We start from the raw sequence: 26882 nt of genomic DNA on the forward strand, positions 1-26882 counted from the left end.
AACTTGCTATTTCTTGTATTGTAAATGGGTTTTGAGAACAGGATTTAGTATGACTTACGATCCCTATACTGCCGAAATTAATACCCCGTTACCCGCAGTAATTGATGAAATGACCAAACAAAAAATTGGTGCAGCAATTATCGTGCGATCAGATAGATTAGCGGGAATAGTGACAATAATTGACATCTGTCAGGCTTTTTCAGAAATATTGAAAGGGGAGTTTAGCTATGTTTCTTGATATTAGATAATTTTTGGTAGGGTTGAACGGTAGTTAACCCTTACTGCATGTGTCTTTTTTGCCAAGTAAAACGAAAAGTAGCACCGGCACCTTCCTCTGATTGGACTGTAATTTTACCACCGTGACTTTCTACAGCTTTTTTGACAATTGATAAGCCAATACCCGTGCTTTCCTTGTTATCTCTCGCTTCGAGGGTTTGGAAAATAGTAAAAATGCGATCGTGATATTGGGGATCGATTCCTTTGCCATTATCAGTAATGGTAAACTCGTAGCAATTTGCTAACTCTTGGGCAGAGATCGAAATTTTTCCCTGATCGCAGTCGCTATGTTGAATAGCGTTACTAATCAAATTTCTAAATACCTGCTGTAGAGGCACCGCTGCGGTATTAAAAGTGGGCATTTTTCCCTCAATTGTAATCTGGAAATTTGGGGGAACATCTAGTAGATCGATTATTTCTGCCAACATTTTGTCTACTGCTACTTGTTGTGGTTCAGATTGTTGTCTGTTGATTCGTGAATAAGCCAGCAGTCCATTGATTAGATTTTCTAAGCGATGCACTCTGCTCCGAAGTAGATTCATGTTGTATCTTGTGTCTTCATCGAGCTTGTCTGCAAGATCTTCTTCAATCCAGGTTGACAAATTGGCGATCGCTCGTAAGGGAGCTTTGAGATCGTGAGAAGTAACATAGGCAAATTGATCTAGTTCTTGGTTGCGTTTTTCTAGGGTAACGGTTGTTTTGAGTAGTAAAATATTGGCTTGCTCTAACTCGGTAGTGCGTTGCTGTACCCTTTCTTCTAATTCATCTTTTAAGATAGCCAGAGCCTCTTCTGTCTGTTTGCGTTCGGTAATGTTCAGGCTCGTACCGATGATGCGAGATACTTTGCCTGCCCGATCTACTATGGGATTGAGATTTGTCAACCACCAAGTATTTTTTCCTGCTACGGGTAAATATTCTTCATAAGAAATAATATCTTTTGAATCTTGACACTGTCGATAGTTTTGCTCAACTGAGATCGCTGCTTCTGGAGAAAGGATCTCCGCGGGAGTTTTATGCTTCACATCCCTAATGCCTGTTTGCCTAATCGCTGCGGGGTTAAATCCTTGGTAGCGAAATGTATTGTCTGCTTCAATATCAACTACAAAGATTGCCTCTTGTACGTTGTCGTAGATACTACGCAAAAACTCCTCTTGGTCATGAATCAGAGCCTTTTGTGCCTCAAGCTCCGCAATCTTTTTCGTTAGCTGCTGATTAATATCTTTCATTTGCCGAGGAGAAGGCAAAGCAAGAATTGCAGGAATTTTATTGACTAAAGCGATTGCTGTAGCAAAAGAAACCAATGCCGTCAATAGCCTGATAAAAATGGAGATCCAGTAGTTAGGATGCCATAATGTCCAAATATCAAAAGCATGACCAGTACCACAAAAGAGAATAAACCCCGCAAACAGCAAGAATATACCGTTAAAGGGAATATCAGGTCGTTGATGCAGGATATAAACTAAGACAAGAGGAATAGAAAAATAAGATAAAGCAATTATGCCATTGCTAGCAATATGTAGCCCCACTAACCAAGGCTTCCACAAATAACACATTCCATGAGGCATAAAAGCTATACCTTCGGCTAACTTCGTAATCGCAGCAAACTTTTCCATTTCCTAAAATCTTGGTTGGTTTTCTGAATCTTTAAACAATTAATGAAGGTGGCAAAAGGTCTAAGACAATAATTTAGTTCAATCCTAAATTTTAATTGATAAACCGTCTTTTTAAGTCCCTGCTAAGAAAGATATGTTTCAAGTTATCGTTGAATTACTTTGTAGTATCGCGCAATGCTGCTAGTTTTGACCGATCTAAGATAATAATCGTGCCACCTCTTTGATAACTCACAATTCCCTTTAGTTGTTTAAACAAACGCACGCATTCTTCATAGGAAATGCCGATACTGCGGGCAAGCTGATAATAGGGTAGTCGAATCTGCAACAACTCTCCTTCTGTAATATTTTGAGTGCCATCGCAGATTTGCGAAGCATAGCCGTAGACATCTCCATAGTATTGTAATAGTCGAATCAGACGCACTATTGCCCGTTCGGAAATTAATCCGTGGACAGTATGGTGCAATTGTTGCAGTCTTTGATTGAAAACTTGGATTATTTTCAAGCTGATTTCAGGAGAGTGAGCAATTACCTGTAACAAAACATCTCGCTCAATGGTTAATACTGCCGAATCTACCTGGCAGACTACCATTGCTGGAGCGATCCCGTCGCCAAACATGGCAGGGGCTGCAAATAATTCTCCTGGGGGAATGAGGCGCACTATAGTCTCCTTGCCACTCTCCGCAGTCTTTTTAATTTCTAGTTTGCCTGAAATCAAAGCATGAAGTTGTTGGGGCAAGCGATCGCCTTCGTGCATCACGATCTCCTGCTGTTGATATTCTCGAACATAACTATAGGGAATCAAACTGTCTAATTCATTAATTGCCAAATCCTGAAAAATAGATATCTGTTGTAGTTGAGAGGTAGAAGAACAGCCTTTGACAATCATTTATTATCATGAATCCATAAAAGTATATCGCCATTGAGCCAGTTAAGCCGTGAAGAATACGCAGTAATAGTGGCTGATAAGGTTGAGAAAATTTTACCGACATAAAATATCTTAATCAAGAATCATTATTGCGATCGCTTTATCCTTTATATAACTTTTCTAAAAAATACCAACAAAAAATACCATTAAAATGATTTGATAAATTAAAAACTAGTGTCGCAACATCTTAATGGTCAATAGCCAACCTCAGCCACAAAACGCCATAGTACAGTCTTCCCTAATAGGAGGAGAAAATAATTCTAGTTGGACGATCGCCGATAGTGCCAGACTTTACAACATCGAAGGTTGGGGCGATCCTTATTTTGGCATTAATTCCCAAGGAAATGTAACTGTTTCCACGGGGATAGAGGGCAACACCTTGGACTTAGCAGAAGTAGTAGAATCTTTAAAAGCCCGCAACCTAGATCTACCTTTACTAATTCGTTTTCCCGATATCTTGGCAGATAGAATGGCAAGATTACAAAGCTGTATGGCACAAGCGATGGATCGCTATAACTATCAAGGGAGTTATCGGGGGGTTTTTCCCATTAAGTGCAATCAAAACCGTCACTTAATTGAAGCCCTGGTCAAGCATGGTAGAGCTTATAGTTTTGGTCTGGAAGCTGGCTCAAAACCAGAATTAATGATTGCTTTAGCAAGTTTAGATTCGGGAATAGATAAACAAGCATTATTAATATGCAATGGTTATAAAGACCGAGAGTACATTGAAACGGCTCTTTTGGCGACCAAACTAGGTCCTAAACCGATTCTAGTTATAGAACAACCCCAAGAATTAGATTTAATTTTAACCATCAGTCAAGAATTAGATATTAAGCCAGTCTTAGGAGTCCGTGCCAAACTCGATAGCAAGGGTATCGGTAGATGGGGTAACTCTACGGGCGATCGCGCCAAATTCGGCTTAACAATAGCAGATATTGTACGGGTAGTAAGACGACTAGAAGCTACAGATAGATTGGACTGCTTGCAGCTATTGCATTTTCATATTGGCTCGCAAATCTCTGCTATTGGGGCAATCAAAAATGCGATTCGCGAAGCCAGTGAAATTTATGTCCAACTAATCAAGCTGGGGGCAAATATGCAGTATCTCGATGTAGGGGGTGGTTTAGCGGTAGATTACGACGGTTCAAAAACCAACTTTCCCCCTTCTAAAAATTACAATATGCAGAATTATGCCAATGATATTACTGCCCAGATAAAAGATGCTTGCGATCGCAGTAATGTAGCCGTACCAACTTTGATTAGTGAAAGCGGGAGAGCAGTCGCATCCCATCAATCAATCTTAGTTTTTGATGTTTTGGGTACGAGTAATGTATCTTATCCCGATGTGCTTCCTCCCTCAGAAGATGCACCGTTAGCGATCCGAAACTTTTGGCAAACCTATCAGGCGATCGATTCTACTAACTTTCAAGAAAGCTATCATGACGCGATCGCATTTAAACAAGAAGCTCTCAGTTTATTTAACTTTGGCTATCTCAGTTTGACTCAAAGAGCAGAAACAGAACAATTATATTGGGCTTGCTGTCATAAAATTGCCGCAATTATCAATGAGTGCGATCGCATTCCCGACGATCTAGAGAATTTTGCCGAGATTATGGCATCGACTTACTATGCCAACCTGTCCGTCTTTCAATCCATTCCCGATGCTTGGGCGATCGATCAACTATTTCCGATTATGCCCATTCATCGCCTTAACGAGCAACCCACAGTGAAAGGAACTTTAGCCGATATTACTTGCGATAGCGATGGCAAAATAGATCGCTTTATTAATGCCAAGCAAGCCAAGCATCTTTTGGAGTTACATTCTTGGAATAGTTCTCAACCTTACTACTTAGGAATGTTTCTCGTGGGTGCATATCAAGAAATTATGGGAAATCTACACAACCTTTTTGGCGATACCAATGTGGTGCATATTGAAATAGATAACAATGGTTATCGGGTAGAGTCGGTGGTTCGAGGAGACACTATTAAAGAGGTTTTAAGCTACGTTCAATATAATGGCGAAGACTTATTAGAAACCATGCGCTGTCGTACGGAAAAAGCCTTACAAAACAAGACCATCACTTTAAAAGAGACGCAAAAACTATTGCAAAATTATGCCGATAGTTTAAACAACTCTACCTATTTAAAAGTAGATCGATCCTCGCGATCGCTTAAACAATAAAAATAAATGTTTAAAATTCTGGGTTCTCCGTAAAAACACTGTAATATCTTGTGTAATATTTCAGTCTTAATATATTTCAGTCTAATACCCAGCAATACCAATGGTTACTCTCAATACTTCCCCTGGCGATGGTGGTTTAAATATCGGCGTAGATGCTTTTGGCGCATTTGGCTCTAATGCTGGTGGCATTGAAACATCAGATGCTATTTATAATCCTTTAGGAGAAATAGAAGAATCTGGAACGGTTTTTCAGTCTTATGTTGCTATTGGCATCAATAATGATGACTCCCCCACGAGAACCTTTCTCTCTTCAAGTAATCTAGAAGCACCAGAATTTTCTAACTTTACAGCAACTAATGCTAGTAGCACATTTGATTTTTCAGGTCTAAATTTTGTTTTAAACCAAGAAGTATCAGATCTTGCCGATGGAGAACAAAGAACGGGGAGTAATTTAGTTCAAACCTATACTATTACGAATCCTGGGACGGAAACTCTCGAATTTGAACTAATACGCTATTTAGATGGTGACTTAGATTTTGATGGCAGTATTCAAGATACAGGAGGGCGTTTTTTTGAGGGAAGTCAAGAAATCCTATTTGAAACTGATAGCGGTGATAGTGGAGCATCTGCCACAACCTTTGTCGGCATTACGACTACTGGTGGTTCGGAAGAAAACTATGAAATCAGCAGCTTTTCGGGATTGAGTTCCAATATTATTGCGGGAGAAGCTTTAAGCAATACCATTCAAGGAGATGGAGATGATGAAGACCAATTCATTGATGGCGATGCTTATGATGTAACTCTAGGTTTGGGGAATATTTTTTCCCTCGCGCCAGGAGAATCAATAACTTATCAAACCACGACTATTTTTGGTTCTGGTATCCCCGAACAAGTCGCATCTTCCACTCCACCTTTGCCTTTACCCGATGCCATAGTTGCCTGTACCAATAACGATCCTCGTCTGATTACTTGGGATGGTGTTTATTATGGCTTTCAAGGTGCGGGAGAATTTATCTTAGTCGAATCCCCAGAGCGACAAATTCACGTCCGCCAACAACCCCTAGGTACTAATGTAGCAGCCAATACGGCGATCGCAACGACCATTAATGGTACGAGAGTAGGCATCTATGCTAATTCTCCCAATCCCGTGTTAATCGATGGAGTAGCTACAGAAATTGCCGATAATAGCTCTATTACTGTAGATGATGCGAACATTTTTCGTAACGGTAACGAATATACCCTGGTATACGGCAACGGCGAGCAAATTGTTACTGATGTTAGAAACACCAGTAGAATTGATATCAAGCTCTATTTAGATGACGAACGTCAAGGTCAAATAGCAGGGCTTTTAGGTAATGCTAACGGCGATACTGCTGACGATCTCAGTTTGCGAGACGGTGCTGTTTTAGCCCAACCCGTACCTTTTGAAACCCTCTACGGACAATTTGCCGATAGTTGGCGCATCACCCAAGAAGAATCATTATTCGACTACGGAGAGGGAGAAAGTACTGCGACTTTCACCGATTTAAACTTCCCTACCGCACCCGTTACCTTAGACGATTTAGATCCAGCACTAAGAGCAGCCGCCGAACAGCAAGTAATTGATGCGGGTATCGCTCCAGATAATCCTCTATTTGCCCCTACTGTCATAGATTTAGTTTTCACTCAAGATCCTAGCGTTATTGAAGCAGCCCTAGAAACCCAACCTCCTGAAGTAGTTTTACCCATCGAACCGCCTGTAAATATAACCCCTCCAGCAACGGGTTCGGCAACTATCCAAGGAATTACTTTTGAAGACTTAAACAGCAATGGAGTAAGGGATTCTGAATTAGTCCAAGGAGGAAATCCCGATCTAATTTTTGTCATTGATGTATCGGGAAGTGCGGGGAGTTCCTTTGCAGGAATGCCTGTAGGCGATGTCAATGGTGATGGTCGAGAAAATACGATCTTAGATGCAGAATTAGCTGGTTTTATTGGTCTAAATCAAAGACTACAAGAGCAGGGTTTGGGAGACAATATCGATATTGGAGTTGTTGTATTTGGTAGCAGTGGAGTTCCCGTAAATTTGCTTCCTCTACCAGCAGAGGGACAAGTAGGTACTGCCGAATTTAGATTTACAGCCACTCCTAATACTGATAGTAACAATAATGGCATTGTTGATGTTGAAGAGGTTCTAAGTACTATTGAGACTGGAGCTTTTAGCGCGGGAAGTGGCACAGATTTTCGAGATGCATTAGCAGTATCCCAAGCAAGCTTTGATTCTATTGGTACAGCTCCAGGAGAAGGTAATCTCATCTTTCTTTCTGATGGCGAAGCTTCTATTTCAGATGATGATGAAGCACTGTTAGGCTTACGGAATAATAATGTAAATATTTCGGCTTTTGGTGTGGGAGAGGGGGCGGATCTAGAAAACCTTCAGGTTATTGATTCTGAAGCTCAAATATTTACTTCAACCGATGAATTTCTGGCTACCTTAGGTGTTATTGAAGGCGGTAATGGAGAACAAGATCGCAATACTTTAGAGCCAGTCCAAACAGGGATTCAAGTATATCTAGATCTTAATAATAATGGTTTGTTGGATGGCAATGAGCCAGTTCAAACTACTGCATCTGATAATCCCGAGACCGCAGATATTAATGAAGCGGGCAACTATCAATTTAATAACTTAGCAGCAGGAAGTTATACCGTTCGCGAAGTTGTACCATCTGGGTTTATTCAAACCACTACACCAGCAGCCTATGAAATAATCATCGCTGAGGAAGAAACAGTTTCTAATCTTGATTTTGGTAATGTTCGCGCAGACGGTGGAGATATAACAGGCGTTCCTGTCTATCGCTTTTTAAGAACTGATACCCAAACCCAGTTTTATACAACTTCTGAAGTGGAAAGAGATGTGGTGTTAGAGACTTTGCCTCAATACCAACTAGAAGGAATCTCTTTTGTGGGAGTGCCAGATCCAGGAGAAGCAGATCCCATTACAGGAACTAGTCCTGTATATCGATTTTTTAATACCAGCACGGGGGTACATCTTTATACCATTAGTGAGATCGAAAGAGATGCAATTCAAGAAAATCTTCCTAACTATAATTTTGAAGGCACTTCTTATTATGGTTACAATACCCAAGCTGAGGGAACAATTCCCCTATATCGTTTCTACAATCCAGCCTTAGACGCTCACTTCTATACTCCCACCGCAGCAGAAAGAGATTTCTTTCTCGAATCTCCCGATTTTCAACCAGAAAGTGGGGATAGTGGTATTGCTTTCTATGTCGAACCACCACCAGTAGTTTAATTTTAAAATCTAAAAAGCGATCGCACTATTCAGAAATTAAGGCGATCGCTTTTTGTTAAACTAAGACGATATTTTCAGAAAAAAACTAATTGATTAGTTATTTATTAAATTCAATCTGAGATACCAAAGCATAAACTTCTGAAGGATCTTTTAAAGGACTTTCTGGAGGTGCAATAGTAGGCATAGCTGTTTTCAATTCAGTTAAACTATCCATGATAATTTGATGTCCTTCGGGATCTTCTTGACTTTTTTGCTTGGCAATTGTTTGATAGAACTCGTCAGCATATAAAACGAATCCTCTAGATTCTTGATATTCAACAATCTCAACAAACTGATTATCGACGATCGCCGCTTCATATTCTGTTGCTGCATTTTTTAGCATTTCGATCGTCGAACTTAAAACAAATTCAGGAGAGTTGAGTTGTTCTTCGGGAATTGCTGCGATCGCATTTTCTATAGATGAGAAGATTTCATTAAATAAACCATCTATCTTAGGGGAGTCTGGAGCAGATTGGACTAAATCGTGGAGTTCCACTAAATTAGGTTGGAAGTCTGTGACACCTTTTTCTGGCAATAGTGTTTCGATATCACTATAAAGTTCTTCTAATGCATGACCTATATGGGGTTCGGCTTGTTCGTAGTTTCCTGCTGCAATTAATTCTTGGGCTGCTAATAAATGACCCTTCATTAAACCCAAAACAGTCATGTAGTCTACTTCGGCATCTCCCGAATCAACAGCATCTTCAGCACCTTCGCCGCCTTCGCCACCTTCAGCATCTTCAGCATCTTCACCGCCTTCGCCACCTTCAGCATCTTCACCGCCTTCACCGCCTTCAGCGTCTTCAACACCTTCACCGCCTTCGCCACCTTCAGCATCTTCACCGCCTTCGCCACCTTCAGCATCTTCACCGCCTTCAGCGTCTTCAACACCTTCACCGCCTTCACCGCCTTCAGCGTCTTCAACACCTTCACCACCTTCAGCAATTAAGGAAGAAAGTTCGTTAGTAGTTATTTCTTCGGCTTCGTAGGCATCAGAAGGCAAGATTGTTGTTCCCACTACCCCTGCAATACTCAATGCTAAAAATAGTTCTACAGTTTTAATTCGATTAGCCATAAATTTTTATTTATATTCGTTCTTAAATTTGTCTTGAATTAGTAATTTACTATTAATGAGAATTAAAGTCAATAAATTTAATAATCAATAAATTTTAAATAGAATATAAATTCTGAACGCAACATAGTTACTTACTGCTCCTGTTTATTCAAAAATAGAGATTTCAGTATATTTTCGATTAGACTAATTACTATATAAGGAGTAAATTGGATTCGACTCAGGCAGAGCGTTACTAGTTTCTTGGGAGCGATATATCAAAGTGGGTTTTCTCAATCGTTTTAATCTTTCGCGGGATATAGGTATAGATCTGGGGACTGCCAATACTTTGGTATATGTATCCAGTAAAGGAATTGTGCTGGAAGAACCCTCTGTAGTGGCAATCGAACGCAAAACAGAAAAACCGAGAGCATTTGGCAAGGAAGCAAAATTATTATTAGGACGCGCTCCTGAAAATATTGAAGCTTTGCGTCCTCTCAAAGATGGTGTAATTGCGGATTTTGATGCCACTGAAGCAATGATCCATGAATTTATCAAGCGTGCTTTTGAAGGTAATCCTTTGGTGAATCCTCGCATGGTAATTGGAATTCCTAGTGGGGTAACAAAGCTAGAGCGTCGAGCAGTAATTGAGGCAGCTTCTAATGCAGGAGCAAGGGAAGTCGACTTAATTGAAGAACCTTTAGCAGCAGCTATTGGCGCGGGATTGCCCGTTTCGGAACCTACTGGTAATATGATTGTGGATATTGGTGGTGGCACAACTGAGGTAGCAGTAATTAGCTCTCAGGGGAAAGTTATTAGCGAATCTATCCGCATTGCAGGAGATGAATTAACCGAAGCAATAGTCAATCAAATCAAAAGAGAGCATAAGCTCGCTATTGGCGAAAATACAGCCGAAATGATTAAGTTACAATTAGGTTCGGCTTATGCTGTAGATAAAAACGATCGCAATATGGAAGTCAGGGGTTTGCATCTATTGTCGGGATTACCTCGTACCATTGAAGTGAGCGAATCAGAAATTCGCGATTGTTTGGAAGAATCTGTTAAGAGTATTTTGGAGGCGATCAAGCGTACTCTAGAGCAAACTCCCCCAGATTTGGCAGCAGATATTATCGATCGCGGAATCATGTTGGCTGGAGGTGGTGCCATGCTGCGGGGGTTGGATACTCTCATCAGCCATGAAACAGGCATTATTACTCACATCGCTGCCGAACCTTTAAAATGTGTCGTATTAGGTACGGGGAGAGTTTTGGAAGATAAAACTTTGGATCGGGTTTACAGCGATCGCTCAATACTTATTTAAACTTATAATTGTCATCATTTGCATATTTACATGAGTCGTTGGTGGGATAGATATGGTTTTCGGACAATATTAGTTTTAATGGCTTTGGCGATCGCTTTTTCAATCAAACTAACTCAAGCAGGAGTGTTTGCCGAAGCTTATTATTTTGTAGTTAGTCCCTTTCAATCACAGAAGCAGCTTGTATTAGAAGATCGACTAACTAATGCTCGTATTTTGGAGTTGGAACAACGTCTGACCGAATTAGAGCAACAAAACCAGCAGTTAAAGCAGTTGTTGGAATACCAGGAGGCTACGACAGAAAAAACTATCGTGGCACCAATTATTGCTCGATCGCGCGATCGCTGGTGGAATCGCGTTACTCTGGGAAAAGGCAGTGCCGATGGAATTGAGAAGGGTTATATAGTTATGGGTATTGGTGGGGTTGTGGGACGAGTGACTCACGTTACCTCCCATACTAGTAAAGTGTTATTAATTAGCGACACCACTAGCCGTGTAGGTGCGACTTTAGCGCGCAGTCGTCAATTGGGCTATGTTCGAGGCAAAGATTCATCAACTGCGGTCATGAAGTTTTTTAATCAGGTGACAGATATCAAACCTGGGGATGAAATTACTACTTCCCATCTGAGTAAGTTATATCCCCCAGGTTTACCAATTGGCAAAATTAAATCTCATCATAAGATTCAGAATACTACATCAGAAGTAGAAATAGAATTAACTGCCCCTATTGATATTTTAGAGTGGGTTGACGTTCAGTTTTTCAAGCCAGAATATCAGCCATAAATAATATTTTACAGATCGAACTAATGCCCCACCAATTTCAAAGATCGATTGATATTTTCAAAATATTTAATTTGGTTTTTATAGTTTTTTCTTTTATCATTTGCGTGCTATTAATGTTTATACCAATTCCAGGGATGGAGTTGTTAGGAACATCTCCTAATTGGTTGTTTATTTGGTTAATCGCCTGGAGTATTAAACAACCTGTATGGTCTAGCGCGATCGCAGGTTTAATTGTCGCTTGGGTTTATGATGGAATAACCTTGGCAACTCCCGACCACGTTTTCGGGTTTGTGATTGTAGGAGTATGTGTTGCGGGGTTGCAAAAGCAAAAATATACGGGAGAAGATTTTATTTCTGTCGCCTTTATTGTTTTTTTTATGACCATAGTATCAGAAACTGTCTTTGCCCTACATTATTTGAGAATACATTGGTTATCTGTCTCGGAAGTTTTGCCAAAATATCAAGAAACTGCCATCATTTCAGCAATTATTACTAGTCTTTGGAGTCCAGTTTTTTATTATCCTTTTAATCTTTGTCAGCAAAAAATCAAACAGCTGGAAAGAAAAGTTTTAAAATAATTGGACTTTGGACAAACAGTAATTACCAAATTCGCTGCGATGCTTCATCATCCCCATAACAAAAAAGAGATGCAATACAAACTACATCTCTATCCTTATTTTGTTATTTTGTTATTGAAGTTAGCAACTAAACGTTAGCTTCTTCCTGAACTAACTTATCCCAACCCAACTCTTTTAGGTTGTTGTTTCTTCGCAGAGGACGAGTGGCTAATTCTAGAATATCTCGTGCATTAGTAAAGCCATGAATTTGAGCAAAGGTAAATTCAACTGACCACTTAGTATTAATTCCTCTGGCTTCTAAAGGGTTGGCGTGTGCCATACCAGTGATTACTAAGTCTGGTTTTAAATCATAGATCCGTTGAATCTGATTATAGTTATCAGGCTTTTCAACAATGGTAGGTATGGCTACACCCATCTCATTACAAGTTTTTTCCAACAAGTCTAATTCAGCTTTTTGGTAGCGTTTGTCCATGTAGGGAATACCAATTTCATGACAAGACATACCGCAACGAATCAAGAAACGAGCTAGGGAAATCTCTAATAAGTTATCTCCCATAAAGAAAACAGACTTACTGCGAATCAGCTTAATATAGTCTTCCAAGCTTGCCCAAATTTTAGCTTCTCTTTCTTCAAGTCCTTGGGGTTCAATTTCTAATACAGAACAGATTTTTTCAATCCATGCCCTCGTACCATCTGGACCAATAGGGAAAGGTGCGCCAATTAGTTTTGTCTTGCGACGACGCATTAAGGTTGTCGCAGTGCGAGAAAGGAAAGGATTGACCCCTGCGGTATAGTATCCTTGTTCGATTACAGGAAGTTCGGTAAAGCGTTTGGAAGGAAGCCAACCAGATACTTTAACACCTTGTTTTTTAAGTTCTAAAGTAAGATTAGTTACCACAGGATCGGGTAACGAACCAAACAAAACTAAGGGAGTATGATCTTTGTATTCAGATTCTTCTTGGGTAACTTCTTCTTTTTTACGACCGAAGTTTAACAAGCTGGATACAGCATTACGTTCTTTTTTCTCTGCTTCTTGCTTGGGTGCGACAGTAGGACACTTGTGCGCCATTGCAGCTAGTACTGTATCCTCACCTTGGGTAAAGGCATAGTCTAAACCATTCGCACGGGCGGTAACTATGGGAATGCCGATTTCTGCTTCTAGTCTTGGACCTAAACCTTCCAAGTCCATTTTGATGATCTCGGTGGTACAAGTACCAATCCAGACGATAACAGAAGGATTGCGATCGCGTTTGATCTGCAAACACAATCTTTTTAACTCTTCATAGTCATTGAGTTTGGCTGAGATATCGCCTTCTTCCAATTCTGCCATCGCGTAACGAGGTTCGGCGAAAATCATTACTCCCATGGCATTTTGTAGGAAGTAACCGCAGGTTTTTGTCCCAATTACGAGAAAGAAACTATCTTCGATCTTTTGATATAGCCAAGCTACGCAGCTAATGGGACAAAAGGTATGATAATTCCCAGTTTCGCATTCAAAATTTAATGCTGAAGGTTGTTCTTTGGCTAGTGTCATAGTTTTTTTTATCTCCTCTAAAAATGTTTACTATTTAATGTCTTAAAGGAGCTATCAGCCATTAGCCGTTAGCTATCAGCATGTTTGAAAGCTAAGAGCTAAGAGCTAAGAGCTAAGAGCTTTTTTAAACCATCATCGTGTCTAATTCTTCTTTTTTGTCTTCTTTCCCTGCGGGGGGATTTAAGTAGTAGTCAGATAGTAAGGAGAATAAATCTCTATCTTGTGCCTCGTTGGGAACAACTCCTTCGGGTGCAGCTAAAATCTGATCGGCAATGTTGAGATAGTAATCACAGACAAAAGCTAAGGAAGGATCGCTTTCTGCCATTTCAAAGAGAGTTTTACCTTTGACGCGGGATACGCGAATATCTTCGATTAGAGGTAATATTTCCAACACGGGCATCGGTACGTGTTCGATATACTTGTCGATCAAGTCTCTTTTGGATGTTCTGTTACCAATCAAACCTGCAAGACGTAGAGAGTGAGTGCGGGCTTTTTCTCTAACGGAAGCTGCGATACGGTTAGCAGCAAATAAAGCATCAAAACCATTATCGGTAACAATCATGCAGTAGTCAGCATAATTGAGGGGTGCAGCAAAACCACCACAGACAACGTCACCTAGTACGTCAAACAGAATAACGTCGTATTCATCAAAAGCGTTTAATTCTTTAAGTAGCTTAACGGTTTCTCCGACAACATAACCACCGCAACCAGCACCAGCAGGAGGACCACCAGCTTCAACACAGCTAACGCCACCATAACCAGTGTAGATTACGTCTTCTGGCCAGATATCTTCGTAATGAAAGTCTTTTTCTTGAAGAGTATCAATAATAGTAGGAATTAAAAATCCTGTAAGGGTAAAGGTACTATCGTGTTTAGGATCGCAGCCAATTTGTAATACTTTTTTACCTCTTTTAGCTAAAGCGGCGGAAATGTTACAGCTAGTTGTTGATTTACCTATTCCGCCTTTACCGTAAACTGCTAATCTAATTTGTCCCACGTTGTTGTTCTCCCCTGCGTTTAAATATAAGAATTTATCTTGGTTTGATAATTGCTGACGTATTGATTTTGCGTTACGTCCATGTCTGCATTATGAGGTAACTGACGAGGAAAATAAAGCTACTTTATATCTCGAAATGAATTTTATTTAAAGTTTGCAGGATTATTTGGTTCTTAAATCACTTTTAATCTTTTAAATAGCTTTTGAAGGCAAGATAAGTTATAAATTAAGATTTTATGTCTTTGTTTATTATAATTATGGACAAAAGACAAAAGCTGGCCATACTCGATCTAATTAGTAGCGGTTGGAATACCAATATATATTTAACCTTTTCTATTTATCCTTACTACCAAACCATCAGGAAGGCGCAGAAGATAGGGATCGACTAGGTTAAGAATCTTTCAACTAAAGCCAAAATAACAGCATCGATTTTTTTTGGTAAAGAAGAGTTAATTTTTTGATAATCGCCAAAAAAGTGTCAACATTTATTAAATTAGATGCTTGTGAGCCAAGATCGCAGCTTGAGTGCGATCGCGCAAATTCAAAGAGCGTAAGATACTATTAACGTGATTTTTGACAGTACGCTCGGTAATATATAGTTCGGCAGCAATTTCTTTATTGCTATATCCCGTCGCAATTAGTAGAAGTACTTCTTTTTCTCTGGGGGTTAATTGCTCCAATTCTGGTGGAATAGCCACAGAATTAGTCATGGCTTTAGCAAACAATCCTGGCCCCATTTGGGTGTAACCTCGAACTATAGAGCGAATTGCTTGAGCCAATTCTGCGGAGGGAGTATCCTTGAGCAGATAGCCTTGCGCGCCGTAAGCCATAGCTTGAGCTACATATCGATCGTCATCAAAGGTAGTTAAAACCAGAATCTCGATCGCAGGTGCTTTTTGCTTGATAATCCGAATTGCTGCAATACCATCCATAATGGGCATTCTGATGTCCATTAAGATTACATCGGGTTGTAAGGCGATCGCTTGTTCTACTGCTACTCGCCCATTTTCGGCTTCTCCCACAATTTCCAGATCGCCATGAGTCTGTAGTAGGCTGGACAAACCTTCTCTGACGATACTTTGGTCATCTACTAGTAAAATACGAATCATGGTTTTGTTCCAATTAATAATTAAGCTCGGATAAGGAGATTTCTAGGTTTATTTGGCATCCTTGACCGTATTGGCTGATAATTGCGATTTTTCCTGATAATGCGTTAGCTCTCTCTTGCATTCCCTGCAAACCAAACCCTGTGGTATTATCGCTTTGGTTAAAACCACAGCCATTATCTCGTACTAATAGTAAAACTTTGGTTGTTGTTTGTTCGATCTCTAGCTTCACCTCAGTTGCTTGACTGTGTTTGGCAATATTGGTCAATGCTTCTTGAACAATTCGATAGAGTGTGGTTTCTATGTCAGCAGATAAAGTAGAAAGCAACTTAATTTCTGCTGCGATCGCAATATTAGTATTAGACTGGAATTCTGAGATTAATTCTTCCATCTTTAGAGAAAGCGATCGCTTTTGTAGAAAGTTTTGTCTCAGGGTTGCTACGGAAGCGCGAATATTAGCCAGGGCGTCTTTACCTAATTGTCTGGCTTTGGCTAAATGATGGGCAGCTTTGATGGGATCTTCAGCTAAAAACACTGCGGTATTTTCCAACTGAATACTTTGGGCGGTTAAATAATGACCCACAGAGTCGTGTATTTCTCTAGCAATGCGATTTCTTTCTTCTAAAGTTGCTTTGTCTTCAATTTTCAAGGCATATTCTCTTAAACGACGATTTGCTAAGCTTAACTTGGTTCTACTTTCATTTTCGGCTACAACTGCACTAACTAACAACAGAACAAAGATTAAAACAAAGGCAAACAATAGTGAAGAGTTAAAAGCCAAACCAAATAATACTCGACGCAATTCATCTGGCGGTAAACGCCTCATGATAGGGGGTAATGGTTTACCCAAAGGAAAGCCCCGAGGATCGATCCTCATCAAGGACAAAATCTGTAGGGTTAGAAAAGAAAGATAAGCCAAGATAGCGACAAAAATTCTGCCACTCCAAGAAAAAAGCAAACAAGCGCGAATTGCCACTACTAAAAGTAAAACAGGTAAGATTCTGTCTCCGCCACTGATTAATAAAGCGATCGAGTAACTAAGAATAAATCCGCAGACAAGATGAACTTGCTGTATTAATTTAGAATTGTGGGGTAACTTCAAACCCATAATTCCCAAGATAGCAATAGAGATAATTCCTAATGCACTAGACCAAGCTGGCTGAGATACCCAATGATGGCGAGGATGGGGGATTAATCCTCCCAATGCAGCTAGTAATGCAATTCCTAATAATGCCCATTCTAAATAAAGCAACAGTGGAAAAGGGTGTTTTTGCCAAGTATTTACCATCAATTTTTATTGCTCTAACTCTTAATAGTCCTAAAGTACCAAAAAGATTTGGGATTTTAGATCGAGGTGACTTAAGTGTCTTTTTTTTATGATTAAAGTAATCAAAATTAAATCATACTTGAGGAGAGGTTAAATGATTAATTGGAAGACTTTTATCGTAGCAACTGGTGCTTTAGCAATTTTACCTTTAGGTATTCATGCTGCTCAAGTTAATTCAGAAGTTAATGATATTCACGAAACAAATAATATGAGACATTTTGCCCAAAGAATTAAGCATGGAAAAAGAGGCGATAGAGGTCAGGTCATGAATAAGTTATTGCAACAACTAGATCTAACAGAAGAACAATCTCAATCAATAGAAACTATTCGATCGCGATCGCAAACTACCGCCGAAGATCTACACGAACAAATGAAAGCAGAGCATCAAGAAATAAAGTCTTTGCTAACTAGCGATGCTGACACAGAACAAATACGCCAACAATTTCAAGAAACTCAAGCATTACATCAGCAATTAGGTAACAATCGCTTTGAAACTATGCTGGAAATACGAGAAGTATTGACTTCTGAGCAAAGAGCAAAGATAGCGGAATTAATGGAACAACATCAAGGTCGAAAAGGTGGCTTTTTTCAATAGTAATTAAGCCTAATTTAACTAAAACGATCTAACATAGGCTATCTTTAGTTTTTTAAATTTAAAACCAATCTAGTCTATGTTGCTCAACATTTTTTTTATCTCTCTCATGGGTTTTATCACCCTATATGTTCTCAGAGGAATTGGTATGATTACGTTCATCTCAGGGGGGATGATTACTGGCTTGTTGATGACGGCTGTAATATCGGGTTTGACTTGGGGAATTTTAAAAACCAAAAGATATTAAACTAAGTTAGTAATCCTAATAAATGCGATCGTAATTTGAAGGTAATTGTTGTTGGTGGTGGTGCTGCGGGTTTTTTTGGCGCGATCGCTTGTGCGGAAGTAAATCCCAGGATCGAAGTAACTCTGATTGAAGCAGGGCGCAAACCTCTGGCGAAAGTTCGTATATCTGGTGGTGGCAGATGTAATGTTACTCATCACTGTTTCGATCCCGCACGGTTGGTAGAACATTATCCCAGAGGTGGTAAAGCTTTGCGGGGTGCATTTACACGATTTCAACCAAAAGATACGGTGCAGTGGTATCAAAAACGGGGAGTCAAATTAAAAACCGAAGCGGATGGTAGAATGTTTCCCATAACCGATGACTCCCAGACAATTATTAATTGCTTGATGGAAGCAGCAGATAAAGCGGGAGTCGATCTGCGTACGGGAGTGGGGGTTAAATCCGTCAAACAGTTTTTAGATAAAGATAATCAAAGCTACTTTCAAGTTGAATTAAAAAACGAACGAATCTTGCAATGCGATCGCATTTTAATTGCGACGGGAAGCAATCCCTTGGGATATCGTTGGGCGAAAAATCTAGGGCATAATATAGAGCCTGCCGTACCTTCTTTGTTTACTTTTAATATTAAAGATAACCGCCTCAAAGATTTGGCAGGAGTCAGTGTTAGTAACGCTCGAATTCGTTTGGGGACGGGGAAGAATAAATTAGAACAAAATGGTGCATTATTAATTACTCATTGGGGCTTGAGTGGCCCTGGTATTCTTAAGTTATCTGCTTGGGGTGCAAGATTTTTGCACGAGCTAAAATATGCTTCTAATTTGGAAATTAATTGGCTGCCAGAATATAATCAAGAAACATTAAAGCAGAATTTTCTTGAAGTAAAAGAAACTTATTCTAAGAAGAAAATTATCAATTACTGTCCTGTTAAATTACCGAAGAGATTATGGCAGAGGTTTATTGATTATGCTGCCATAAAACCCGATAAAATTTGGTCGGAAATAAGTAAAAAAGAATTAAATAAATTAGTCACAGAAATAGTTCGAGGAGAATATCAAATTCAAGGAAAAGGAGTCTTTAAAGACGAATTTGTTACCTGTGGTGGAATTAGTTTAAAAGAAGTCAACTTTAAAACCATGGAAAGCAAAAAATGTCCTGGTTTATATTTTGCAGGGGAAGTATTAGATATTGATGGAGTAACGGGAGGCTTTAACTTCCAAAGTGCTTGGACGACTTCTTGGCTGGCGGGAAATGCGATCGCCAACAGTAAGTAGTTGATAATTAATAATTAGAGTTAATCTAGAGTTGAAATAGCCAAGAAAACTTGAAACTGTAGTAAGTAAATGTCTCAGAAAAACGAAATCTTACCCCTAATCTTAATCTTAATCTGTACGGGAGCGATTGTAGGAGGAGGCTATTGGTGGTTTGAACTAAAGTCAGATTCAGATACTATTTCTACAACTGACAATACCGATCGCGATCGCCCTAATGATTCTGAGAATAATTTTTCCAACATACCTAATAGTCCTATTGCTAACAGTAATAAAAATAGTCCCGTAACATTCTCTTTGCCAACTAATGTTACCCCAGGAACAAATATTAGGATCGATGGCTCGACTAGCATGGTACAAATAAACCAAGCGATCGAGCAAGGGTTTGAAAAACAATTTATCGATACAGAGATCGCAACCAACGGACAGGGTACGGAAGTAGGCTTAAAGTTACTCTCAGAAGGAAAAATTGACATTGCTGCAATTTCTCGTCCCCTAACGGATAGCGATCGTGATCGAGGTTTAAACGCCGTACCCATAGCCAAAGATGCGATCGCCATTGTGGTAGGTGCAAATAATCCTTTTCGTCGTGGATTAAAGCAAGAGCAAATAGCGGATATTTTTCAAGGTAATATTACCAATTGGTCTAATGTTGGCGGTCAAACTAGTAATATTAGAGTGATTAACCGTCCCAGTATCAGCGGTACTCGGCAAGTATTTCAAGAAGAGGTACTAAATGGAGCTAATTTCGGCAATAGTGCCAATTTTACAACTTTCGACCGAGATGCCACTACCCCTATTTTGAGAGCTTTGGGTAAAGATGGTATTAGCTATGCTACCTACGCTCAAGTAGCCAATCAACAGACAGTAAGAACGGTTTCGGTTAATGGTTTGACTCCAGAAGCAGATAATTATCCTTATTATCGCGTCCTTTATTATGCTTATCAAGAACCTGCTAGTCCAGAAGTAAAAGCCTTTTTAGGCTATGTGTTATCCCCTCAAGGACAAAAAGCGATCGCATCTGGCAATTAATAATTTTAAGTATTAATAAATAAAACAATCGAGAGACTGTAATAACTTTTTATTTTGTTCTCCAGTACCTACAGTAATGCGGAGTTTATCATTTAGTCCTGGTAAGTTAAAATAGCGGACTAAAATATTATTTTCTTTAAGATATTGATAAATAGTTTCTGCCTTATTATTTGGAGGAGTTACTAATAAAAAATTACCTTGAGAATCTCTAACTGCAAAGCCAATTTGCTCTAAATCTTTTTTCAATAGAAAACGCGATCGCTTTACTTTTTCCGCGCAACTATTTTTATGATCTTGGTCTTCCATTGCTGCTGTGCCGACTAATATGGCGATCGCATCTACGTTATAGCTATCTTTTACTTTAAATAAACCCGATAGTAACTTGGGGTTGGCAATACCAAAACCGAGGCGTAAGCCAGCGAGGGAATATCCTTTGGAAAGGGTACGTAGAATTATGACATTATCGAACTCTTCTACTAAAGATAATGCGGAATAATCGGCAAAATCAACATAAGCCTCATCAATAGCTAATATCCCCGAAACTTCTCTAGCTAGGGTGCGTAAATCTTCTAAAGGTACAATATGACCAGAAGGACTATTGGGAGTCGCAATCAAGGTAACAGCACCACCCGCTGCAACTAATCGATCGATCGGTAATTGATAATCTTGAGGATAATCTACTTCGATCGCTTCGGCAGACTGAAGTGCGGACAAGGTACGATACAGCACGTAAGAAGGCATGGGATAGACTACCTTACGCTCTTTCCCTTCTGCACAGGAACGAATTAAGATATTTAATAGATCGTCGCTACCATTAGTAACAATAATCCAATCCTTTGGTACACCTAAAGCTGCGCTGACTGCACTACAAAAATCACGACTATAAGGATCGGGATAGCGACGCAACCATTCACTATCGAGATTGCGTAATACCTCTAAAGCTAGAGGAGATGGCGGGTAAGGATTCTCATTGGTATTCAGTTTGATAATTGGCGTACCTGGTTTTGGTTGTTCCCCAGGAGTATAGCCTTCCATTAGTGCAATCGTAGGACGAAAATAATTCATTACTTATCAAGCACCTACCTCGGCTAAATAACGGTGGACGAACATAATCGCGATCGAACCTTCGCCCACCCCAGAAGCGACTCGTTTGACAGAATTGTGGCGCACATCTCCTGCAACAAAAATACCTGGGACGCTAGTTTCTAGTAGGAAAGGATCGCGATTGAGTTGCCCGTAGCTTAATAGATCCCGATTCCCTTTAACATCTTCACTTTTCTTGAGATCTGCCCCTGCATAGATAAAACCTCGTTCATCTCTGGCGACGACTCCCTCTAACCATTCTGTTTCTGGTTTTGCCCCAATAAAAATAAACAAAGACTTAGTTTCTACCTGTTCTTTTTCTCCTGTATCGTTATGGAATAAAGTTAATCCCGTTAGGCTGTTTTCGCCGTGGATTTCTGCTACTTCCGTATGAGCTAAGACTTCAATATTGTTCGTGGAATCAATCTGATCGATTAGATATTGAGACATACTCCTCACTAAAGATTCTCCCCGCACTAACATCGAAACTTTAGCAGCATATTTAGAGAAATACATCGCTGCTTGTCCCGCAGAATTTGCCCCACCTACAAGATAAATATGTTCTCCCTGGCAAGATAAAGCCTCGGTTTTGGCTGCACCATAATAGATACCTCTACCAGTAAGGCGATCGCATCCTGGCAAATTTAATCTGCGCCAATATACTCCCGTTGAGAGTAATAAGGCATGACAGTTTATTTCGCTACCATCTTTTAGCTTTACAACACGATAAGGATCTTTGATTTCTACCCCTACAACTTCCTGGGGAGTAAGAATTTCTACCCCAAATCGTTTTGCTTGAGTAACGCCCCTTCTAGCGAGATCGTCCCCACTTAAACCCACAGGAAAACCTAGATAATTCTCAATCCGAGAACTCGAACCTGCTTGTCCTCCTGGGGCAGATCGTTCTATCATTACCGTACTCAAACCTTCCGATGCACCATACACTGCTGCGGCCAAACCCGCAGGCCCTCCTCCGACAATTACGAGGTCGTAAAAAGGTTTCTCTGCTTGGGTTTGCAGTCCGATTTTTTCCCCGACTTCAAGATTAGTGGGTTGTTCTAATCTATCTCCATTGGGAAATAAGACCAAAGGCAAACTTAGTTTGCTACCATTGGCGACATAATCAAGTAATTTAGTCGCTTCAGGCTCATTTTCCACATCCATCCAATGATAGGGAATTTGGTTGCGGGCTAGAAAATCCTTAACGTTATGGGAACAGGGAGACCAGCGATCGCCAATTACTCTAATTCCTTCAAATGCAGGATGATATACTGCTAACCAGTCATCCAATAAATCGTCTAAAACTGGATATAGCTTTTCTTCTGGAGGATCCCAGGGCTTAAGCAAGTAATAATCCAATCTAGCGGTATTAATCGCTTTAATGGCAGCATCAGTATCGGCATAGGCGGTTAATAATACCCGTTTTGCTTTGGGAAACATGGGTGCAGCTTGTTCGATAAACTCCACCCCATTCATGTCGGGCATTCTTTGGTCAGTGAGTAATAGAGCTACTGTTTCATTACGCACCTTTAGCTCCTTTAAAGTTTCAATCGCCGACGCACCAGAGTCAACGCGGATGATCCGAAAGCGATCGCCATATTGTTTTCTAAGATCTCTGGCGATTGCCTGTAATACCTCGCGATCGTCATCAACGGTAAGAATTGTTGGTTTTGCCATGATATCAGTTATTAGTTATCAGTTATTAATTATTGTAAAGACAAGTAATTAAACGACCGAGAAAAAAGTTGGTCATTTTTGAACCATAGGGAGAATTCCATCAACGAGAAGGATGACAGCCTATGGGTGCATTGAGACTAAAATCTAGTTCGCTACAAGGAAGCCAACGATTATCTTTGCGCCAACCCAAACCTTCACCCCAAGTTTCAATTAGCTGCTGATTTTGTTCGATGGTGGTATCAAAATTACCGCCCAATTCTTGATAGGCTTTTAATTGGGGACTAAAACCAAAACGACCGTCACTATATTTGAGCCATAGGCGATCGATTACCATCAGATCGTTACAGGGAAAACGCTGAATGTCTTCTGGTGTCAGTTCTTCAATCTCTTTGGAAGTTACCGCTAAAATTAAACGAATAGTTTCCTTATCAGCCTCAAACCAATTTTTATCTACCAAATACTTTTGCAGATCTTGATAGCGATAGCGATCGCCCAAAAGCATCAGATCGTCTTCTAATTGACATATCTTAGCTGGTAAGCGCGATACTTCCCCTAGATTATGTTCCAAATCATCAAAGCGTCTAGTTAGCTTGCTTAATTGTTCCTGAATTGTCCTTAGTTGCGTTGTTAACTGCTCGACAATGCGATCGCTATCTTGACTCATCAGTGCATTTACTTAAACTTTAGTAAAAGAGTAACACTATCAGCCAAAACTAAGCAGTAAACAGCCTAACAAAAAAATAAAGGATAAGAAGTTAAAACTCCTCGTCCCTTACTACGTATTACTTATTACTTATATGCGAAACGGTATCCTTTAGGATTACTTATCTCAAGCTGTTGTCTGCAATTCTGCTGTTGCTCTTTCTTCCTGTAGCTTTTTACTAGTCCGCTTACAGTTAATAATGCCAAAAACAAGCCAGAAAACAAGTAACCCAGCGGTTAAAAATAAAATTGGGATCGAGCCAAAGCGAACGATTAAAGCAGGTGCAGCAGCGGTAAACAAACCACCCCCAACGATGGGTTCAAAGAATAATTGCTTGTAAGCAAAACTTTCAAATGCACCCGTGCGATTTTCGGGATCGACCATGCGAATCAAAAGAATACCCGTAGCAGTTACCCCCATCGACTGTCCCATATCTCCAACACCACGCTCGAACCAATATATAGGTAGTATACGAGGCGCAAGATACATAAAAGCCAAAACGTTCCAAGCAATACCGACAATTGATAGAGTTAAAAATACGCCTATGTTTGCCCCTAGAACAGCTAAATTAATCGATGCTAATGCTGTTACCACTAATAGATCTAAAGCTACCCCTGCAATTCTTTCCTGTAGTCTTCTGATAATTAAGACATCGAGGTCGAGGCGTTTCATTACTACCTGAATGATAATCCCACCAATTAATGCCATGGGGAATAAAGGTACTGCACCGATTAACTCCAAACCACCACGTCCCCAAGTTGCAGATTCGATTAAGGTCAATACCTGTAAAATTATCCAACCAATTGCGATCGCCAGTCCAGTAAAACCAAAGTTCAAAGACAAAGGATCGATTAAGAAATTCTGCATCAATTGCGATCTTTTTGCCAACACGCGACCAGATTCTGTAGGTGCGGTTTCTTGGAATTGTGCGTCCCCTTCTTCAACAGCAACGGGTTCGGCTTGGATATAACCTTTCTGACGACCCCAGTGAGCTAAAACCGTACCGAAGATAATCCCCGAAACGATACCTACCGTAGCCAAACCAAGAGCTAAATCTCCTCCTTCAGCAAAACCCAAATCTGTTAAGGTGTTTGCCATACCTCCAGCCGTTCCGTGTCCTCCTTCAAAACCAATTTCAATCAACGCCCCTGCAATAGGATTAATCCCAAATACAGGAGTTAAAATCAGTAAAGTGACTAAAATACCCAGAACATATTGTCCCCAGGCAAGAGTCTGCCCAAATGCTACTTGAGGGGCAGTTTTACGCCATATTTCTTTGGGATTGGGAATATGTTCCCCTAGAAATAAAGCAGCAAATACAATATTAATAAATACCCCTGGTGCTTGAGACCATACAGTCCGCATTTCTTCGGGAAATAAACCTCCTGCAATATAGGAGTCGGGACTCGCACCCAGAGAAACGGCGATCGCTCCTAAAGCTCCCGTTCCCAAGAGTAAAGCGATCGCACCAGCGATAATTGATTCGGGTATATAAAGAGTTTGAAATAGCCTGATTTTGTGTTTGATAATCCTGGCTATTAGTAGGAAGATACCTACTACAATAAAAGCAAATAAAACATTAAGTAAATTAAACATTACTTCTCAATGACCATAGTTTCTATAATGAAAAATTATTAGATTTTCCAGCAGAGAAATCTGTACTTAAAATTACTTTGTTTTGTTTTAGGCTTAATATGTCAAGCTTTTCTAAAAATTTTTAGTTTATTTTAAAATACAAGTTTGTCTACTTATTTGGGAATTAATAATTTAATTTGTAGAAGCTTATATTAACTAAATTACAACAACATTTATCATAAGATATATTTAGTTGTAATAATTTTTAAAACAGTGTAAAATAACGTCTATAGATAATAGTAATTCAATGTCTAAAAGCTGTTTATTTATAGCTGTAGGTAACTCTAGACTGCATTGTGCGTGGTGTAAAAATAAAGAATTAGTCTTGTTTTGGGATGCTCAGCACTTTTCAAATAAAGTTGAACGCAGTGAGATACCACTAAACTTACTAAGCAATAAGTTGATCGAACAAAAATTAACCAATATCCCAGTTTTCGTTGCTTCAGTTGTACCAAAACAAACAGAATTTTGGGCAAATTATGCTAATTGTCAGGTTATAACTTTAAAAGATATTAAGTTACAAAATATTTATTCTACCTTAGGAATAGATCGAGCTTTATCAGTATGGGGAGGAGGGGAAACTTATGGTTATCCTTGCTTAGTAATTGATGGGGGAACAGCCTTAACTTTTACAGGGGTAGATCGACAAAAACAATTAATTGGCGGGGCAATTTTACCAGGATTGAGAACACAATTCTTAACTCTCAATCAAAAAACGGCTGCCTTACCTGAAGTAAGTTTACCTGCAACTTTACCCCCAAGATGGGCATCAAATACCGAAAAAGCGATCGCTAGTGGCATCATCTACACGACTATTGCAGGTATCTATAGCTATATCCAAAACTGGCAACGGCAATATCCAGATAGCCAAATAATCCTCACTGGGGGAGATGCAGAAATCTTAAGCACGTATCTGCGTCAACAATATTCAGAATTAAAAATAAAAAGCGATCGCAATCTCATATTTTACGGTATGCAACTTGCTACTAGTTCTTTTCTATAGTCTATGTTGTTCGTATAAATTCGTCGCTAATTTCCCTGCGGGTGTTGATCGCAATTCTTCTATTACTGAAACTCTTTCAGGAGACATTTTTGATAGTTGAGAACTATAAACAGGATGGTTTTGGGGGCGTAATATGGGAGAAGCAAGAGCAGCAAAGGTTATATCTGCTGCGGATAGACAATCTCCTACTAAATATTGTTGACCTGAATTGATTTCTTGACTAACTAATGCAAAAACTTCCCTGATCTTCTTCAAAGCTGCATCTTTGGTTTCAGGCGTAACGTTATAAAATTGCTGGAGTAATTGGGGTATTTTGGGCAAAGCGATCGCAGTTTTTATTTTTTCGATGAGTGGTGCGTTTATCCCCCAAGCGATCGCAATTGCTAGAGGTTTTTGGATGGCATAGTAATAACTCCAAGTACGAATGGCTACTCCCAGCTTTTCATCAAATAGTTTTTCTAGAGTTTCTACCCGATTTCTTAAGTGAGGATCTTCTGGATAGAGTTTTTTTTCTCCCGAAATACTATCTAAATATTGCAATATGTCATGGGAATCAATCAAAGTTTTATCCCACCTTCCGCACGTCAGAATGCAACATGAAGTAATTCAAGATAATTAAGT

Annotated in this window: 23 protein-coding genes; 11 read left to right on the top strand and 12 right to left on the bottom strand. The window is 39.7% G+C overall.

Annotation, left to right across the window (positions count from 1 at the left end):
• Positions 1 to 238, top strand: a 238-nt coding sequence (locus tag I4641_RS18495) for a CBS domain-containing protein (RefSeq protein WP_229642061.1), incomplete at its 5' end; no start/stop codon positions are given.
• Positions 239 to 278: 40 nt separating this feature from the next.
• Here I4641_RS18495 and I4641_RS18500 read toward each other — a convergent pair.
• Positions 279 to 1889, bottom strand: coding sequence for a sensor histidine kinase (locus I4641_RS18500; protein ID WP_229642062.1), 1611 nt, complete (start codon positions 1887 to 1889; stop codon positions 279 to 281).
• A gap of 154 nt (positions 1890 to 2043) precedes the next feature.
• Positions 2044 to 2775 carry a Crp/Fnr family transcriptional regulator gene (locus tag I4641_RS18505; protein WP_229642063.1) on the bottom strand — a complete coding sequence of 244 codons (732 nt, stop codon included), beginning with the start codon at positions 2773 to 2775 and terminating at the stop codon, positions 2044 to 2046.
• A gap of 229 nt (positions 2776 to 3004) precedes the next feature.
• Between I4641_RS18505 and speA the strand changes: the two genes are divergently transcribed.
• Both speA and I4641_RS18515 read left to right on the top strand, forming a co-directional pair.
• Positions 3005 to 4996 (top strand): biosynthetic arginine decarboxylase, encoded by a 1992-nt coding sequence (gene speA, locus I4641_RS18510; RefSeq protein ID WP_229642064.1) that lies wholly within the window; start codon positions 3005 to 3007, stop codon positions 4994 to 4996.
• A 100-nt stretch (positions 4997 to 5096) separates the two neighbouring features.
• On the top strand, positions 5097 to 8288 hold the full coding sequence (locus I4641_RS18515; protein ID WP_229642065.1) for a VWD domain-containing protein: 3192 nt from the start codon (positions 5097 to 5099) through the stop codon (positions 8286 to 8288).
• Positions 8289 to 8385: 97 nt separating this feature from the next.
• On the opposite strand, the gene I4641_RS18520 is transcribed toward I4641_RS18515, so the two are convergent.
• Entirely contained in the window at positions 8386 to 9402 is a 1017-nt protein-coding gene (locus I4641_RS18520) for a 4-helix bundle domain-containing protein (RefSeq protein WP_229642066.1), read from the bottom strand.
• A 259-nt stretch (positions 9403 to 9661) separates the two neighbouring features.
• Here I4641_RS18520 and I4641_RS18525 point away from each other — a divergent pair, with 259 nt between their 5' ends.
• From I4641_RS18525 to mreD, 3 genes are read left to right on the top strand one after another with little or no spacing between them, the layout of a single operon-like run.
• On the top strand, positions 9662 to 10699 hold the full coding sequence (locus I4641_RS18525; protein WP_229642067.1) for a rod shape-determining protein: 1038 nt from the start codon (positions 9662 to 9664) through the stop codon (positions 10697 to 10699).
• Between the two features lie 30 nt (positions 10700 to 10729).
• A complete protein-coding gene (gene mreC / locus I4641_RS18530; RefSeq protein ID WP_229642068.1) occupies positions 10730 to 11479 on the top strand; it encodes a rod shape-determining protein MreC in 750 nt (249 codons plus the stop codon).
• 23 nt (positions 11480 to 11502) lie between these two features.
• On the top strand, positions 11503 to 12057 hold the full coding sequence (gene mreD / locus I4641_RS18535; RefSeq protein WP_263858274.1) for a rod shape-determining protein MreD: 555 nt from the start codon (positions 11503 to 11505) through the stop codon (positions 12055 to 12057).
• A gap of 127 nt (positions 12058 to 12184) precedes the next feature.
• Here the strand turns inward: mreD and I4641_RS18540 are convergent, their stop codons facing one another.
• From I4641_RS18540 to I4641_RS18555, 4 genes are all read right to left on the bottom strand, one after another.
• Positions 12185 to 13591: a ferredoxin:protochlorophyllide reductase (ATP-dependent) subunit N gene (locus I4641_RS18540; RefSeq protein WP_229642070.1), complete on the bottom strand. Its 1407-nt coding sequence runs from the start codon at positions 13589 to 13591 to the stop codon at positions 12185 to 12187.
• 124 nt (positions 13592 to 13715) lie between these two features.
• On the bottom strand, positions 13716 to 14588 hold the full coding sequence (bchL, locus tag I4641_RS18545; protein WP_369426837.1) for a ferredoxin:protochlorophyllide reductase (ATP-dependent) iron-sulfur ATP-binding protein: 873 nt from the start codon (positions 14586 to 14588) through the stop codon (positions 13716 to 13718).
• Between the two features lie 488 nt (positions 14589 to 15076).
• Positions 15077 to 15697 carry a response regulator gene (locus I4641_RS18550; RefSeq protein ID WP_229642071.1) on the bottom strand — a complete coding sequence of 207 codons (621 nt, stop codon included), beginning with the start codon at positions 15695 to 15697 and terminating at the stop codon, positions 15077 to 15079.
• A gap of 13 nt (positions 15698 to 15710) precedes the next feature.
• Positions 15711 to 16982: a sensor histidine kinase gene (locus I4641_RS18555; RefSeq protein ID WP_229642072.1), complete on the bottom strand. Its 1272-nt coding sequence runs from the start codon at positions 16980 to 16982 to the stop codon at positions 15711 to 15713.
• 133 nt (positions 16983 to 17115) lie between these two features.
• Here I4641_RS18555 and I4641_RS18560 point away from each other — a divergent pair, with 133 nt between their 5' ends.
• The 4 genes from I4641_RS18560 to I4641_RS18575 all read left to right on the top strand — a co-directional run bounded on the left by I4641_RS18560 (position 17116) and on the right by I4641_RS18575 (position 20160).
• Positions 17116 to 17616, top strand: a complete 501-nt coding sequence (locus tag I4641_RS18560; RefSeq protein WP_229642073.1) for a Spy/CpxP family protein refolding chaperone — start codon at positions 17116 to 17118, stop codon at positions 17614 to 17616.
• Between the two features lie 76 nt (positions 17617 to 17692).
• The gene (locus tag I4641_RS18565) at positions 17693 to 17860 is read left to right on the top strand and encodes a hypothetical protein (protein WP_229642074.1); all 168 of its coding nucleotides are present in this window, start codon (positions 17693 to 17695) and stop codon (positions 17858 to 17860) included.
• Between the two features lie 35 nt (positions 17861 to 17895).
• Entirely contained in the window at positions 17896 to 19131 is a 1236-nt protein-coding gene (locus I4641_RS18570) for a BaiN/RdsA family NAD(P)/FAD-dependent oxidoreductase (RefSeq protein WP_229642075.1), read from the top strand.
• Between the two features lie 69 nt (positions 19132 to 19200).
• A complete protein-coding gene (locus I4641_RS18575; protein ID WP_229642076.1) occupies positions 19201 to 20160 on the top strand; it encodes a phosphate ABC transporter substrate-binding protein in 960 nt (319 codons plus the stop codon).
• Positions 20161 to 20172: 12 nt separating this feature from the next.
• On the opposite strand, the gene hisC is transcribed toward I4641_RS18575, so the two are convergent.
• The 4 genes from hisC to I4641_RS18595 all read right to left on the bottom strand — a co-directional run bounded on the left by hisC (position 20173) and on the right by I4641_RS18595 (position 25219).
• A complete protein-coding gene (hisC, locus tag I4641_RS18580; protein WP_229642077.1) occupies positions 20173 to 21225 on the bottom strand; it encodes a histidinol-phosphate transaminase in 1053 nt (350 codons plus the stop codon).
• A gap of 6 nt (positions 21226 to 21231) precedes the next feature.
• The gene (locus I4641_RS18585) at positions 21232 to 22920 is read right to left on the bottom strand and encodes an NAD(P)/FAD-dependent oxidoreductase (protein ID WP_229642078.1); all 1689 of its coding nucleotides are present in this window, start codon (positions 22918 to 22920) and stop codon (positions 21232 to 21234) included.
• 100 nt (positions 22921 to 23020) lie between these two features.
• A complete protein-coding gene (locus I4641_RS18590; protein ID WP_229642079.1) occupies positions 23021 to 23584 on the bottom strand; it encodes a GUN4 domain-containing protein in 564 nt (187 codons plus the stop codon).
• A gap of 165 nt (positions 23585 to 23749) precedes the next feature.
• Positions 23750 to 25219, bottom strand: coding sequence for a sodium/glutamate symporter (locus tag I4641_RS18595; RefSeq protein WP_229642080.1), 1470 nt, complete (start codon positions 25217 to 25219; stop codon positions 23750 to 23752).
• A gap of 286 nt (positions 25220 to 25505) precedes the next feature.
• Here I4641_RS18595 and I4641_RS18600 point away from each other — a divergent pair, with 286 nt between their 5' ends.
• On the top strand, positions 25506 to 26261 hold the full coding sequence (locus I4641_RS18600; protein WP_229642081.1) for a pantothenate kinase: 756 nt from the start codon (positions 25506 to 25508) through the stop codon (positions 26259 to 26261).
• Here the strand turns inward: I4641_RS18600 and I4641_RS18605 are convergent.
• On the bottom strand, positions 26256 to 26822 hold the full coding sequence (locus tag I4641_RS18605; RefSeq protein WP_229642082.1) for a glutathione S-transferase family protein: 567 nt from the start codon (positions 26820 to 26822) through the stop codon (positions 26256 to 26258). The genes I4641_RS18600 and I4641_RS18605 overlap by 6 nt on opposite strands.
• Positions 26823 to 26882 lie beyond the last annotated feature (60 nt).

The organism is Waterburya agarophytonicola KI4 (assembly GCF_020640915.1).
Lineage (GTDB): Bacteria > Cyanobacteriota > Cyanobacteriia > Cyanobacteriales > Xenococcaceae > Waterburya > Waterburya agarophytonicola.